The following is a 15,677-nucleotide window of genomic DNA, read 5'->3' as shown; positions in this document are numbered from 1 at the left end:
TGGCCACCCGGTCCAACCGGGTAGCCAGCATAAAACCACTTTCTTTGTAAGCCTACTTCCTCAACATATTCAGTGTCAAGAAATTTAATGGAAGGGATAATACATTCAGATCATGGAAAAATCCCATCCGGCCTTCCCGTCTACTCGGTAATTTCTTCTTCGGTTAGATTATCGCCTACGTAGATATCACTCGCCGATAATTTTTGTTTCTTGCGTAGATTATGAAATGAAAGCCCAGTCCCTGCAGGAATCAATCTGCCTACTATCACGTTCTCTTTCAAGCCGCGCAAATCGTCTTTTTTACCCATAATAGATGCCTCAGTCAACACACGGGTCGTTTCCTGGAATGAAGCCGCAGAAATAAACGAATCCGTGGACAGCGACGCTTTAGTAATACCTAGCAAGACATACTCATAGATTGCGGGCAGTTTATTTTCTGCGATCAGCTTCTCATTTTCAATCAGAACTTCTGCACGCTCCACTTGTTCGCCAGGAATAAAGCTTGAATCTCCGGCATTTGTTATCTGAACCCTGCGTAGCATTTGCCGAACGATGACTTCAATATGTTTATCGTTGATTCTCACGCCCTGCAGACGATAAACATCCTGTACCTCATCGCTGATATAACGCGCCAGCGCTTCAATGCCTTGCAAGCGCAATATATCGCGCGGATCAATCGGCCCATCAACAATCACTTCTCCCTTGTTAACCACCTGGCCATCATGCGCTGTGACATGCTTATCCTTGGGAATTAGGTACTCATGCGATACCCCATCAAGATCCGTGATCACCAGCCGCTGCTTGCCTTTGGTATCCTTCCCGAACGTAACGGTTCCAGTCGCCTCGGCCAGGAAACCGACATCCTTGGGCACTCTCGCTTCAAACAACTCAGCTACACGCGGCAAGCCACCCGTAATATCCCGCGTTTTGGATGTTTCCTGCGGAATACGGGCCAACACTTCACCTATACCCACCTGCTGCCCATCTCGTACCGTGATAATCGAGCCGACATGGAATGTAATTGTGACGGGTTGGTCACTGCCTGCAATCTTGGTCTCTTCGTTATTTTCATCCAGGAATTTGACCAGTGGACGCAATCCCTTGCTCTGTGCGACATTCCGCCGTTTAGGATCGATCACGACCAAAGTGGCAAGCCCTGTAATTTCATCGATTTGCTTGACAACGGTCGCGCCCTCTTCCACGTTTTCGAAGCGCACCTTGCCCGCATATTCGGCAATGATCGGTCGGGTATGTGGCTCCCAGGATGCCAGAATCTGGCCCGCCTTGATTGCATCATTGTCATGAATAAGCAATGTCGCGCCATATGGAATTTTATGCCGCTCGCGCTCACGTCCATTCTCATCCTGGATCATCACTTCTCCGCTACGCGAAATCACGATGAGTTCATTGCGTGCATTCTTAACATACCGGATATTGTGTGAATAACGAACAATACCATTAGACTTGCTCTCGACCTGACTGGCCACGATAGTCCTCGAAGCCGCCCCCCCTATGTGGAAAGTACGCATCGTCAGCTGCGTGCCCGGCTCGCCGATGGACTGCGCAGCAATGACACCGACTGCTTCTCCCACGTTCACCATCGTGCCTCGTCCCAGGTCACGCCCATAGCATTTTGTACAAAGTCCGTATCGCGTTTCGCAGGTGAGCGGCGTCCGCACTTTCACTTCATCAATCCCGCAGGCCTCTATCTTCTCGACCGCATCTTCATCCAGCATTTCGCCAGCAGGATAAATGACCTGATTGGTATCCGGATCGATAATATCACTTGCCGCAACACGGCCGAGAATACGCTCGCGTAATGGTTCAATGACATCACCACCTTCAACCAGGGCCTTCATCACGACACCATCTTCCGTGCCACAGTCTTGTTCGGTAATGACTAGATCCTGGGTCACATCGACCAAACGACGGGTAAGGTAACCGGAATTGGCGGTTTTAAGCGCAGTATCGGCCAGTCCTTTCCTTGCGCCATGCGTCGAAATAAAATACTGCAGAATATTCAAACCTTCGCGGAAATTGGCGGTAATCGGCGTCTCAATAATCGAACCATCTGGCTTGGCCATCAATCCACGCATACCGGATAGCTGACGAATTTGTGCGGCTGAACCTCTGGCGCCAGAATCCGCCATCATATAGATGGAATTAAATGATTCTTGCATAACCGGTTTACCTTGCTCATCCAGCTTGATTTCGCCTGTTTCGCCATCTCTGACCGGCTCAACACTCAACTGATCCATCATGGCCTTAGCTACCTGATCACCGGCACGCCCCCAGATGTCGACTACCTTGTTGTATCGCTCACCCTGCGTCACCAGGCCGGATGTGTATTGATTCGAGATTTCATGCACTTCCTGCTCTGCAGCGTGGATGATATCCTCCTTCTGGGTAGGTGTCAGCAAATCATCCAGGCCAATTGATATGCCGCCACGGGTTGCATAGGAGAAGCCCGAATACATGAGTTTATCAGCAAATATGACTGTTTCCCGCAATCCACAACGACGGAAACTCGCGTTGATGAGCTTGGAAATTTCCTTTTTCTTGAGTGTTTTGTTGATGACCGAGAAAGGAAGTCCCGCTGGTAAAATTTCGGATATCAGCGCCCGGCCAACAGTGGTTTCGTAACGTGTTGTGATGGTCTCGACCGCCCCTTCCTCTCGTGTGGCGTTATTTTTGCTTTCCTTGATCCTGACGGTAATTTTGGCATTCAACTCGACCGCTTTGCTATCGTAGGCACGTTTCAGCTCGGAGATATCGGAAAAAATCATTCCTTCGCCTTGCGCCCCAATTTTTTCACGCGTCATGTAATAAAGGCCCAATACGATATCCTGGGAAGGCACGATAATCGGATCTCCATTAGCGGGAGAAAGGACATTGTTGGTTGACAGCATCAGCGTGCGGCATTCCATCTGAGCTTCCAGAGACAATGGCACATGAACAGCCATTTGGTCACCGTCAAAGTCGGCGTTGAATGCTGCACAAACCAATGGATGTAATTGGATTGCCTTGCCTTCGACCAATACCGGCTCGAATGCCTGAATCCCCAGTCGATGCAAGGTAGGCGCCCGGTTCAGCATCACCGGATGCTCACGAATCACTTCTTCCAGTATATCCCAAACCACAGGACTCTCATTTTCGACCTCCCGTTTGGCCGCCTTAATCGTGCTGGCAATCCCCATTGTCTCCAATTTATTGAAAATAAAAGGTTTAAACAGTTCCAGCGCCATCTTCTTAGGCAAGCCGCACTGATGAAGCTTGAGCTGCGGCCCAACAACGATCACAGACCGGCCTGAATAGTCGACGCGTTTCCCCAACAGGTTCTGACGAAAGCGTCCACCCTTACCTTTAATCATATCCGCCAATGACTTCAACGGGCGTTTGTTGGCCCCTGTCATCGCCTTGCCCCGGCGACCATTATCAAGCAGTGAATCCACTGCCTCTTGCAGCATACGCTTCTCGTTGCGCACGATAATTTCTGGTGCGCGAAGCTCCAGCAATCGTTTCAATCGATTATTGCGGTTAATCACACGCCGATACAAATCGTTTAGATCCGAGGTCGCAAAACGGCCGCCATCCAGTGGCACCAAAGGCCTCAACTCTGGGGGCAACACAGGCAGAACAGTCAATATCATCCATTCCGCCTTCATGCCCGATCTGTTGAATGCCTCGAGCACCTTAATCCGCTTGGCCATTTTCTTTATTTTGGTTTCCGAGCCTGTAGCCTGGAGCTCCCGGCGCAGAGATTCAATCTCGGCCACGATATCCATCGTACTCAGCAGGGCACGAACCCCCTCCGCGCCCATCGCCGCGCTGAAATCATCGCCAAACTCTTCTGTCTTGTTTAGATAGTCATCCTCTGTCAAAATCTGCCCGCGGGTAAGCGGCGTCATACCGGGATCCGTGACGACATAGGCCTCGAAATAGAGTACCCGCTCGATATCACGCAGGGTCATATCCAATACCAAGCCCAGGCGTGAAGGCAATGATTTCAAGAACCAGATATGGGCGACAGGGGAAGCTAATTCAATATGCCCCATTCGCTCACGCCGCACCTTGGACAGAGTTACCTCAACGCCACACTTTTCACAGATTACACCGCGATGTTTTAGGCGCTTGTACTTGCCGCACAGGCATTCGTAATCCTTGACCGGACCAAATATTTTTGCACAAAACAAACCATCCCTTTCCGGCTTAAAAGTACGATAATTGATCGTTTCCGGCTTTTTGACTTCACCATAAGACCACGAACGGATTTTTTCTGGAGAAGCCAGACTTATTTTTATTGAGTCGAACTCTTCTTTTTGCGTAACTTGTTTGAATAAATCGAGCAGTGCTTTCACGTGTCACTCCTGTGAATCAATGGGCAATCATGGAATAGGCTGCAATCCCTGACATTCAATTTTCCGGCCATCAGCGCATTGAATGTACAGGGTTGCTCCTGATAAAAATAATTAATTCTGCTCTAGATCGATATCCATTCCCAGAGATCGGATCTCTTTGACCAATACATTGAAAGATTCTGGCATACCTGCCTCAATTTTATGATCACCTTTGACGATACTCTCGTAGACTTTGGTCCGCCCGTTGACGTCATCGGATTTCACCGTGAGCATTTCCTGCAACGTGTAAGCCGCGCCATATGCTTCCAGGGCCCAGACCTCCATTTCACCAAATCGCTGTCCGCCAAATTGGGCCTTCCCGCCAAGCGGTTGTTGTGTCACCAGACTGTATGGGCCTGTCGAACGGGCATGCATTTTGTCATCCACCAGATGATGAAGCTTTAATACATGCATATAACCGACAGTAACAGGGCGATCGAATGCCTCTCCTGTCCGGCCATCATACAATGTCGTCTGGCCCGATTCCGGCAAATCAGCCAACGCCAGCATGTGTTTGATCTCTGACTCGTGCGCACCGTCAAATACCGGTGTGGCAAACGGCACACCTGCAGTCAAATTCTCTGCCAGTCCCAATACCTCCTGATCGCTCAGGGCAGCGATATCTTCCTGTTTACCGCTATAATTATAGATTTTTTCGAGGAATTCGCGCATTTCTGTCGCTTGGCAGTGAGATTTCAGCATTTCATTGATTTTCTTGCCGAGCCCTTTGGCAGCCCAGCCTAAATGCACTTCCAACACCTGCCCAATATTCATGCGTGAAGGCACGCCCAGCGGATTGAGCACGATATCAACCGGCGTGCCGTCCGCCATATAAGGCATATCTTCTTCCGGTACGATTTTTGAAATCACACCTTTGTTGCCATGACGGCCAGCCATCTTATCCCCAGCTTGCAATCGCCTTTTCACGGCCACATAGACCTTCACCATTTTTTGCACGCCTGGTGGCAGCTCATCCCCTTGTGACAGTTTTTTCTGCTTTTCTTCGAAAGCCAGATCAAACATTTTTCTCTTTTGCGCGAGGCTGTCCTTGATCTGCTCGAGCTGAAGACTCGCCCCCTCGTCGATCAAACGAACATCAAACCAATGGTGCCGATCCACACTCTCCAGATATTCCTGCGTGATCACCGACCCTTTTGCCAGTTTTTTAGGCCCGCCTGTCGCAGCCTTTCCAACCAGCAACCGCTCTACTCGCTGGAAAGCGTCAGCCTCGACGATACGCATTTGATCGGCCAGATCTTTTTTAAAACGCCCGAGCTCGTCTTCGATAATCTGCTTGGAACGTTTATCCCGATCGACGCCCTCGCGTGTAAATATCTGAACATCGATGACCGTCCCGGATATACCGGCTGGGACATGCAGGGAAGTATCCTTGACATCGGAAGCCTTCTCGCCAAAAATCGCGCGCAACAATTTTTCTTCAGGGGTCAGCTGAGTCTCGCTCTTGGGTGTGACCTTGCCCACCAATACGTCACCTGCTTCGACCTCCGCACCGATGTAGACCACGCCGGATTCATCCAGGCGCGAGCGCTGACGCTCAGACAAGTTTGGAATGTCCGCAGTAATCTCCTCGGTTCCAAGTTTTGTATCGCGGCTCACTGCCGTCAATTCTTCGATATGAATCGAAGTAAATCGATCATCTGCCACAACCCGTTCGGAAATCAGGATCGAATCCTCAAAGTTATAGCCATTCCACGGCATGAAAGCGATCAACATATTTTGGCCAAGCGCCAACTCGCCCAGGTCAGTCGAGGCGCCGTCTGCGATGACATCATCGCGCGCCAGCACATCACCCACTTTTACGATGGGCCGTTGGTTAATATTGGTATTCTGATTTGAGCGGGTATATTTTGTCAGATTGTATATATCCACCCCGACTTCGCCCGCACGGGTCTCGGCATCATGCACACGAATTACGATACGACCAGCATCGACATAGTCAACCACCCCGCCACGTACGGCGCGGACGGCAGTACCCGAATGCACAGCCACTACGCGCTCAATACCTGTCCCGACCAGCGATTTCTCTGCGCGCAAGCAAGGCACGGCCTGGCGCTGCATGTTTGAACCCATCAAGGCACGGTTGGCGTCATCATGTTCCAGGAACGGAATCAGTGATGCGGCCACCGAAACGATTTGCGCGGGCGCGATATCCACGTATTCGATCTGGTCCCTGGCAGCCAATGTGAACTCGTTTTTATGGCGGCATGAGACAACTTCATCGACAAATGCACCGTCCGGACCGATATTAGCATTGGCCTGGGCGATGACATATTGACTTTCCTCAATAGCCGAGAGATAGGTAATCTCATCAGTCACCTTGCCGTCCTTGACCAGACGATAGGGCGTCTCAATGAAGCCATATTCATTGGTTCTAGCGTAGAGCGCCAATGAATTAATCAGACCAATATTTGGGCCTTCCGGTGTTTCGATCGGACAAACGCGCCCATAATGCGTCGGGTGGACGTCGCGAACCTCGAAACCCGCCCGCTCGCGCGTCAACCCGCCTGGACCCAGCGCAGAAATGCGTCGCTTATGCGTGATCTCAGACAATGGATTGGTTTGATCCATAAACTGTGACAGCTGGCTTGAGCCAAAGAATTCCCGCACCGCCGAGGAAACAGGCTTGGCATTGATAAAATCATGCGGCATGAGATTTTCTGACTCGGCCTGGCTTAGGCGTTCCTTAACTGCCTTTTCCACCCGCGCCAAGCCCGCTCTGAACTGGTTCTCCGCTAACTCACCCACCGACCGGACACGACGGTTGCCCAGATGATCAATATCATCGATTTCACCACGGCCGTTGCGCAACTCTACCAATATTCTAATCACATCGATGATATCTTCATTCGAGAGCGTCATAGATCCAGTTAATTCCTGTCGCCCCACGCGCCGGTTGAATTTCATCCTGCCGACGACGGACAAATCATAACGATCAGGAGAGTAGAACAGACCATTGAACAACGCCAACACAGCCTCTTCTGTTGGCGGCTCTCCGGGCCGCATCATCCGGTAAATCGCAACCTGGGCTGATGTTTGATCGGTGGTTTCATCGATGCGCAATGTCTGCGAAATGTAAGGCCCATAATTAAGATCATTCACAAACAACGTATTGATCTTTTCAATACCGGCTTGCTGAAGCTTGGCAAGCACCGCCTCGTTAATTTCACTATTGGCCAGGGCGATGATTTCGCCGGTCTCCCTGTCAACCACGTCTTCGGCTAAAATTTTACCCAACAGGAATTCTTCTGGTACGGGAATGCTTGTAAGATTCGATTGCAGCATATCGCGAACATGTTTGGCGGTTATGCGCTTATCCCTTTGCACGAAAACCTTGCCATCTTCCGATACGATATCAAAGCTCGCCAGCTCTCCACGCAAGCGCTCTGGCACCAGATCGAAAAAAATCCCTTTAGTAGAAAAAGTAAAATGATCAAACTCAAAGAATTCTGCAAGAATCTGCGCGGAGGAATAACCCATCGCTTTCAGCAGCGTCGTGACCGGCATCTTGCGGCGACGATCGATCCGGAAATAAATATAGTCTTTCGGATCAAATTCATAATCCAGCCAGGAACCGCGATACGGAATAATGCGCGCGGAGAATAACAACTTACCGGACGAATGGGTTTTGCCACGGTCATGCTCAAAGAATACACCTGGGGAGCGGTGCAACTGCGACACAATGACGCGCTCGGTTCCGTTAATGACGAAAGAACCGGTCTCGGTCATAAGCGGGATTTCTCCCATATAGACCTCCTGCTCTTTGACTTCTTTGACAGTTGGTTTCGACGATTCTTTATCCAGAATGGTCAATCTCACCCTGGCTCGCAAAGGAGAAGCATAGGTCAGGCCCCGTTGCTGACATTCCTTAACATCGAACACTGGCGTACCCAGGGCATAAGAAATAAAATCCAGACGAGCATTGTTGGAATGGCTTTCAATCGGAAAAACCGAGTTAAACGCTGCTTGCAACCCTTGATTTTTGCGCTTGCTGGGCGCAATTTTCTCTTGCAGAAAATTAGTATAGGATTCGATCTGGGTGGCAAGAAGAAATGGAAATGGTAAAATACTGGCACGTTTGGCAAAACTTTTACGAATACGTTTTTTTTCTGCAAACGAATAACTCATTAATTTTTCTCCGCGCGCTGAAGACATAGAACAGATTAAAAGGATATTTATTCGGTAAAATGGCGTTTACATGGCCCTTACTCGTCATTTGATCCACAGATAAAAAATTAACTTCCAAAAAAGCAGTTAATTAATTACACTGATAGAATAATATAATGATGCAGGTGTGTTCCCTCAGGCAAGTTTGATAGTAGGTAAATCGACAGCTGTTTAAGCCCTAACCAACAAAACAATCCGCGCACATGCGGACCATTCAGTATAATCTTGAATTACAAAGAAAACGAGGGCTGGTGGCGCCGTAATACGCTCGCCAGCCCGGCATGAATAAGCTTATTTAATCTCGCAGCTCGCTCCAGCCTCATCAAGCTGTTTCTTGAGCGCCTCAGCATCTTCCTTGGAAACACCCTCTTTAACGGGCTTCGGTGCGCCATCGACCAAATCTTTAGCTTCTTTCAGGCCCAGACCTGTAACAGCTCTTACGACCTTGATGACATTGACCTTGCTTTCACCTGCAGAGGTGAGAATGACAGAGAATTCTGTTTGCTCTTCAGCCGCATCGGCTGACGCAGCGGGTGCCGCAGCCACTGCAACGGCAGCCGCTGCAGCAGAAACACCAAATTTCTCTTCCATTTCTTTGATTAATTCGGACAATTCCAGAACGGTCATATTTGCAATTGCATCTAAAATCTCTTCTTTGGCTACAGCCATTTTCTTCTCCTGATAAAAATTAAATTCCAATTAAACTGTGTTATGAGCTGATCTCGTTACTCGAATATGCGCTACTTCTGATCGCGTACCGCAGCAAGTCCACGCACAAATTTAGTAGGCACTTCATTAAGTGTTCTAACAAACTTGGCAACGGGCGCCTGCATGGTCCCCAGTAGTTTGGCTAGCAACTCCTCCCTGCTTGGCAATGCGGCCAGGGCGGCAACATCCTTGCCGGTCATGACCATTCCTGCCATGGCCCCGGCTTTGATCACGAAACGATCGTTTGACTTGGCAAAGTCATGAAGCACTTTAGCAGTGGCCACCGGGTCACTACCTATACCATAGGCCAAGGGTCCGACCATTTGATCCGCCAGACCGGAAAAAGGTGTATTTTCAACTGCTCGCCTTACAAACGTGTTTTTAATTACCCGGAAATAAATCCCGGATTCACGCGTTTTAGCCCGCAGTTGGGTGAACTGGCTGACACCCAATCCACGATACTCCGCGATAACTATGGCCTGTGCCTTGGCCACATGGTCACTCACCTCAGCAACTTTTGCTTTTTTTTCCTCGAGATTATGACTCAAAATAGATTCTCCAATTAGAATTCGGCCCAAAGCATACCGTTATCAAAACGATAGTAGCCTTTCATTTAAATACGGCGACCTTTAATCAGGAGAATATTTTTTCCACCCTGCTTATGGGCACGCCATCTGCGTTGGGCTTGGTCATTCAAATGCATAGCTGGCCACATGTTGATGCCAATAAGCAGAGCTCACTCAAGACGCAGACATCACCTCAATAGTGGTGTATATAATCTGCCTCAACCCTGCCCAGCGCACCAAATGTCACCAACCAGCACTACGCGACCACGATTAAGCCTGATTCTGCATTGACCATCTGATCAGACTGTCAGCAGAATTCAAGCCCCAACGGTCTTTGATAACCTACTGATAATAGAATTATCAGTAGCCCAAAGTTCTTTAATATTACTGAACCAAGCCCGCGTGATCGACACGCACGCCTATTCCCATTGTACTGGAAACAGCCATTCTTCTCAGATACACACCCTTTGAAGTTGCAGGCTTGGATTTATTCAGGGCATCAACCAATGCAACGATATTTGCTTTAAGCGCATCGACATCAAACGATGCCCTACCCACCGTACAATGCACGATACCCCCTTTATCCGCTCTAAACTGTATTTGCCCAGCCTTAGCATTTTTGACTGCACCCGCTACATCCGGTGTTACCGTGCCAACTTTCGGATTCGGCATCAACCCTCTGGGACCCAGGATCTGACCAAGCTGGCCAACGACACGCATGGCATCTGGGCTGGCAATAGCCAAGTCGAAATTAATTTCACCCGCCTTGACTTGTTCAGCCAAATCTTCAAATCCGACAATATCTGCACCCGCTTCCAGCGCTTCCTTTGCTTTCTCACCCTGTGCAAACACAGCCACCCGAACCACCTTCCCTGTTCCCGAGGGCAACACAACTGATCCACGAACGACCTGATCGGATTTTCTTACATCAATTCCAAGATTAACCGCGACATCTATCGATTCATCAAACTTGGCAGTTGCTGTTTCCTTAACGATGGCGAGTGCTTCGGCGAGTGGATAAACCCTGGTACGCTCGATTTTTTGAGCAATCGATTGATGACGCTTGGAAATTCGTGCCATTATAGTCCCTCCACCTCAATACCCATGCTTCTAGCACTCCCGGCAATCGTGCGGACTGCCGCATCCATATCAGCCGCCGTCAAATCCGCCATCTTGATCTTGGCAATCTCTTCCGCCTGGCTACGAGTCAGCTTACCCACCTTGTCTATATGCGGCTGTGCGCTGCCTTTACTGACTCCTGCAATTTTCTTGATCAACACCGAGGCAGGGGTGGTTTTCATGACAAAAGTAAAACTCTTGTCAGCATAAGCCGTGATCACTACCGGCACCGGCAGGCCAGGTTCCATCTTCTGCGTTGCGGCATTAAATGCTTTGCAGAACTCCATGATATTCAACTGACGCTGACCCAGTGCAGGCCCGATGGGAGGACTGGGATTTGCTTTGCCAGCTGGCACCTGCAACTTGATATAACCTATGATTTTCTTAGCCAAAATTTTCTCCTTCTCGGGTCCAATCGAACGCTAGGCGCTCTCCCCTATGATTATTCAATCTAAATTCTCTTTCAACACACAACAAGACCGACTCGATCAAAACCTGGATAGGCGCAAACACCTTGGGTGAACTAATTATGCTTTTTCGACTTGGTGGAAATCCAGCTCAATGGGCGTTGGCCGCCCAAATATAGATACCGATACTCTAAGTTTACTTTTGTCGTAATTGACTTCTTCCACGCTGCCATGAAAATCGGTAAACGGTCCTTCTTTAACGCGCACTGCCTCTCCCGCCTCAAAGACAACCTTCGGCTTGGGCTTCTCTACACCTTCTTTTACCTGATTCAGGATACTTTCGATTTCCTTCTGGCTGATTGGCACCGGCTGGGTCATGGTGCCTCCCACAAATCCGGTCACTTTTGGCGTCCCTTTTACCAAATGCCAGGTCTCATCGCTCATTTCCATCTCAATCAAGATGTAGCCAGGAAAAAACTTCCTCTCACTGATACTTTTCTGACCACCCTTGATCTCTACCACTTCTTCAACCGGCACCAGTATCTCTCCGAACCGGTCTTCCAGACGGTGAAGCTTTATTCGCTCCTCCAGCGCACGCTTGACACTTTTTTCGAAACCCGAATAGGCGTGAATGGCGTACCATTTCTTACTCATATTCCACCTGGATCATGCTCAACCCTCCTGATCCATGACGTTCCTCACGATCATCATCAAGCCAGCATCGACCAACCACAAAAAAATCGCCATCGCCATGACAAATGCAAAAACCACACCTGCCATCTGCAACGTTTCCTTTCTAGTCGGCCAAACCACCTTTTTGGTTTCATCGATTGAATCTTTGCTGAACGCAAACAAGCGCCTGCCTTGCGTGGTAAACATGGCCACCGTAACTGCCAAGGCAAACCCTAGCAACAACGACACCACCCTGATGACCATTGGACTGTCGCGCAGCACATAAAAACTCACCACGCCAGCCAATCCCATTACTACTGCCAATCCAAGCTTAACCTTGTCCACTCAATCCAATCCCTGGAATTGCTTTTAATTAATGATTATCCAACCACACAAGAAATAGACCGCATAAATATGCGGTCCTTCTTTTTTGCCTCATCACCTAGTTAAAGCAAGGTGACTCAGCATGTGTTCTGGCAGGCCAGGAGGGCATCGAACCCCCAACCTTCGGTTTTGGAGACCGACGCTCTGCCAATTGAGCTACTGGCCTAAATTGCGGATACAAAACTGTACTCACCGACGACGATTTTATTCCATAACCTTGGCCACCACACCGGCACCCACTGTCCGGCCGCCTTCGCGGATGGCAAAGCGCAAGCCCTCATCCATTGCAATCGGCGCTATCAGGTTAACCGTGACCGATACGTTATCGCCCGGCATGACCATTTCAACCCCGGCCGGCAACTCGATCGAACCCGTGACATCGGTAGTACGGAAATAAAACTGCGGACGATAGCCGGCAAAAAACGGTGTATGACGACCACCCTCTTCCTTGCTCAGGACATAAATCTCTGCTGTAAATTTTGTATGCGGCGCGATACTGCCCGGCTTGGCCAGCACCTGACCACGCTCGACCTCCTCGCGCTTGGTCCCACGCAGCAGTACCCCGACATTATCACCCGCCTGACCTTGGTCAAGCAGTTTGCGGAACATTTCCACCCCAGTGCAAACCGTCTTGATGGTTGGGCGCAGACCGACAATCTCGATCTCCTCACCCACCTTGATTACGCCACGTTCGACGCGCCCGGTCACCACGGTACCGCGGCCGGAGATGGAGAACACATCCTCCACCGGCATAATGAAAGCCCCATCGATCGCCCGCTCTGGCTCTGGAATGTAGCTATCCAGCGCTTCGGCCAGCTTCAGAATGGAGGGCTCGCCAATTTCGCTTTGATCGCCTTCCAGCGCTTTCAGTGCCGATCCCGTCACGATCGGGGTATCGTCCCCAGGAAAATCATATTTGGACAACAGCTCGCGAATTTCCATTTCGACCAGCTCGAGCAATTCTGCATCGTCCACCATGTCCGCCTTGTTCATGTAGACAATGATATAGGGCACGCCCACTTGCCGCGCCAGCAGAATATGCTCGCGCGTCTGCGGCATCGGGCCATCAGCTGCCGACACCACCAGAATGGCGCCATCCATTTGCGCAGCACCGGTGATCATGTTTTTAACGTAGTCAGCATGACCTGGACAATCAACGTGGGCATAATGGCGCTTTTCGGTTTCGTACTCGACATGCGAGGTATTGATCGTAATGCCGCGCGCACGCTCCTCTGGTGCAGAATCGATCTGGTCATAGGATTTGGCCTCGCCACCAAAAGTCCTGGTCAGTATCGAAGTAATGGCTGCTGTCAGCGTCGTTTTTCCATGATCCACATGACCTATAGTTCCCACGTTCACATGTGGTTTTGACCGCTCAAATTTGCTCTTTGCCATGCTGTTGTTCCCTTTCGTTAACACTCATACGATCACTTAATCACAACCGCGCCTGAATTATTGGTGCCCATGGCCAGGATTGAACTGGCGACCTCTCCCTTACCAAGGGAGTGCTCTACCACTGAGCTACATGGGCAACAGATCGCCATTCGCCTGCTTTTCACGTGGAGCGGGTGAAGGGAATCGAACCCTCGTCGTAAGCTTGGAAGGCTTCTGCTCTACCATTGAGCTACACCCGCTCTGCCCGTATTACTTTCCAATTAGCACCACATCTTTCACTTCATCGACTGCGGGCCAGGCACTGCTTTTTAATCTGGTGGAGGGGGAAGGATTCGAACCTTCGAAGGCAGAGCCGTCAGATTTACAGTCTGATCCCTTTGACCGCTCGGGAACCCCTCCGAAATAGTCAGGCATTATGACCACTTCTCCGGCACAAGTCAATGCCGAGATACATCCTCTATTCACGGCCATCATTAAACTGATCGCTATTTTACCCTTTGTTCGGAAATTTGGGCCCGGATTTTCATTGCTAAGCTTGCTTGCACAGAGCACATACCCGCTACAAACACCACAAGGAATCAAGATGGTCAAACTCAATTTAAAACTTTTTTCACAAGCGCTATGCGTCTGCTTGGCTGCATTTTCGCCCGCCTGGTCTCTGGCCACGGTCCAGCTGATTGCAGAAGTCGGGCAAGCTGCAGAAGATTTCCCACCTGGATATGTCTACTGGGGATTTGACCACCCTGTCATTGGCCCGTCGGGCCATGTCGCTTTCAGCGGTGCGGCCGATACCAGCCTGCGCGCCACTGACAATCATACGCATGCAGTCTGGTCAGGCCGCCCAGAACATCTCACAACCGTGATCAAGGAAAATGATGTATTAACCCATACACCTCAAACATTGCGCTTTCACTCCGCCGTGGAATCCAGCCTCATCACCAATTCAGCCGGACACGTTGCACTGATGGCCAGACTCCAAAGCGATCTCAGCAGCCATAACAAAACCGGCCTGCTCGTCCATGCCGACGGCCACACCCACCTGGTTCTACAAACAGACCAGCCTGCGCCAGGCCTTCCCAGCGGCACTGTCATTCATACCATTCGCGACTTTGTTTTCACCGATGCCGGCCTGCTCATCTTGGCCGAAGCCTCGGGCCCGTCTTTTCAGGGACGCGATCTGTGGTTCTGGAATTTCAGCGAGCTCACAAAACTCCCCGCCCCCATCAGCCATTGCACTTATGAGGACATCAACAGCTTGAGCCTTAATCAGCATGGCGCAGCGGCCTTTATTGCATCGCTCTCGCATACAACGGGCGGCACCTGCAATCCATCGCACGGCGTATTCAAGTGGCACAATGGACAAGTCCTACCCATCGTCATCGATAACGACCCGGTGCCCGGAATGACTGCAACGGTATTCTCGCTGGGTTCATACCCATTGAGAGCCAGCATCACCGATCAGGATGAAATCATTTTCACTGCAGCACTCACGGACACCACCGATTCCGAATGGCGCAGCAGCGCCTGGGTCGCACGCAGCGACGGACAACTCGATTTACTGGTGATGGATGGCGAATCATTACCCGACAACACCGCACCCGGCAATAGATTGAACAATCCCGATTTTTTTGCCAATATCGAATCCACCGACAGCGGACTGTCCATCCTGAAAACGAACCGCCAAGCCAATCGCAGCCCTGCGATCACCATGGGAAGAGCCCGCACCACGCAACCCTATCACAGCATTCATGAAACCGGCATCTCCCAGCTTTCCCTGACCATGCAGCTGAACGATCCCCTTCCCGGCTTTGATGCATCCTGGTTTACCGGCATATTGACCGGCG

The 15,677-nt window shown here is 50.2% G+C and carries 10 protein-coding genes and 4 tRNA genes; 1 reads left to right on the top strand and 13 read right to left on the bottom strand.

Annotated features, from left to right (window positions below):
• Positions 1-140: 140 nt before the first annotated feature.
• The 13 genes from rpoC to ABTW62_RS12005 all read right to left on the bottom strand — a co-directional run bounded on the left by rpoC (position 141) and on the right by ABTW62_RS12005 (position 14,232).
• A complete protein-coding gene (gene rpoC, locus ABTW62_RS12065) occupies positions 141-4,358 on the bottom strand; it encodes a DNA-directed RNA polymerase subunit beta' (protein ID WP_430904830.1) in 4,218 nt (1,405 codons plus the stop codon).
• A 111-nt stretch (positions 4,359-4,469) separates the two neighbouring features.
• Positions 4,470-8,543, bottom strand: a complete 4,074-nt coding sequence (gene rpoB, locus ABTW62_RS12060; protein WP_430904829.1) for a DNA-directed RNA polymerase subunit beta — start codon at positions 8,541-8,543, stop codon at positions 4,470-4,472.
• 330 nt (positions 8,544-8,873) lie between these two features.
• Entirely contained in the window at positions 8,874-9,251 is a 378-nt protein-coding gene (gene rplL / locus ABTW62_RS12055) for a 50S ribosomal protein L7/L12 (RefSeq protein WP_430904828.1), read from the bottom strand.
• 71 nt (positions 9,252-9,322) lie between these two features.
• Positions 9,323-9,838, bottom strand: coding sequence for a 50S ribosomal protein L10 (gene rplJ / locus ABTW62_RS12050; RefSeq protein WP_430904827.1), 516 nt, complete (start codon positions 9,836-9,838; stop codon positions 9,323-9,325).
• A gap of 402 nt (positions 9,839-10,240) precedes the next feature.
• Positions 10,241-10,936 carry a 50S ribosomal protein L1 gene (gene rplA, locus ABTW62_RS12045; RefSeq protein ID WP_430904826.1) on the bottom strand — a complete coding sequence of 232 codons (696 nt, stop codon included), beginning with the start codon at positions 10,934-10,936 and terminating at the stop codon, positions 10,241-10,243.
• Complete coding sequence (gene rplK, locus ABTW62_RS12040; protein WP_430904825.1) at positions 10,936-11,367, bottom strand: 50S ribosomal protein L11; 432 nt, start codon at positions 11,365-11,367, stop codon at positions 10,936-10,938. The genes rplA and rplK overlap by 1 nt, the downstream gene beginning before the upstream one ends.
• Before the next feature lie 135 nt (positions 11,368-11,502).
• Positions 11,503-12,036 carry a transcription termination/antitermination protein NusG gene (gene nusG, locus ABTW62_RS12035; protein ID WP_430904824.1) on the bottom strand — a complete coding sequence of 178 codons (534 nt, stop codon included), beginning with the start codon at positions 12,034-12,036 and terminating at the stop codon, positions 11,503-11,505.
• 18 nt (positions 12,037-12,054) lie between these two features.
• Positions 12,055-12,399: a preprotein translocase subunit SecE gene (gene secE, locus ABTW62_RS12030; protein ID WP_430904823.1), complete on the bottom strand. Its 345-nt coding sequence runs from the start codon at positions 12,397-12,399 to the stop codon at positions 12,055-12,057.
• 129 nt (positions 12,400-12,528) lie between these two features.
• A tRNA-Trp gene (locus ABTW62_RS12025) sits at positions 12,529-12,604 on the bottom strand.
• A gap of 38 nt (positions 12,605-12,642) precedes the next feature.
• Entirely contained in the window at positions 12,643-13,833 is a 1,191-nt protein-coding gene (gene tuf, locus ABTW62_RS12020; RefSeq protein WP_430903994.1) for an elongation factor Tu, read from the bottom strand.
• Between the two features lie 61 nt (positions 13,834-13,894).
• Positions 13,895-13,969, bottom strand: a tRNA-Thr gene (locus tag ABTW62_RS12015).
• Positions 13,970-13,998: 29 nt separating this feature from the next.
• A tRNA-Gly gene (locus ABTW62_RS12010) sits at positions 13,999-14,072 on the bottom strand.
• A 75-nt stretch (positions 14,073-14,147) separates the two neighbouring features.
• A tRNA-Tyr gene (locus tag ABTW62_RS12005) sits at positions 14,148-14,232 on the bottom strand.
• A gap of 16 nt (positions 14,233-14,248) precedes the next feature.
• Here ABTW62_RS12005 and ABTW62_RS12000 point away from each other — a divergent pair.
• Positions 14,249-15,677: DUF7453 family protein (locus ABTW62_RS12000; RefSeq protein WP_430904822.1), on the top strand; the 1,429-nt coding region annotated here is incomplete at its 3' end.

This window comes from Nitrosomonas sp. ANs5 (genome assembly GCF_050584665.1).
Classification (GTDB): domain Bacteria; phylum Pseudomonadota; class Gammaproteobacteria; order Burkholderiales; family Nitrosomonadaceae; genus Nitrosomonas.
This window is presented reverse-complemented; position numbering and strand designations above follow the sequence as displayed.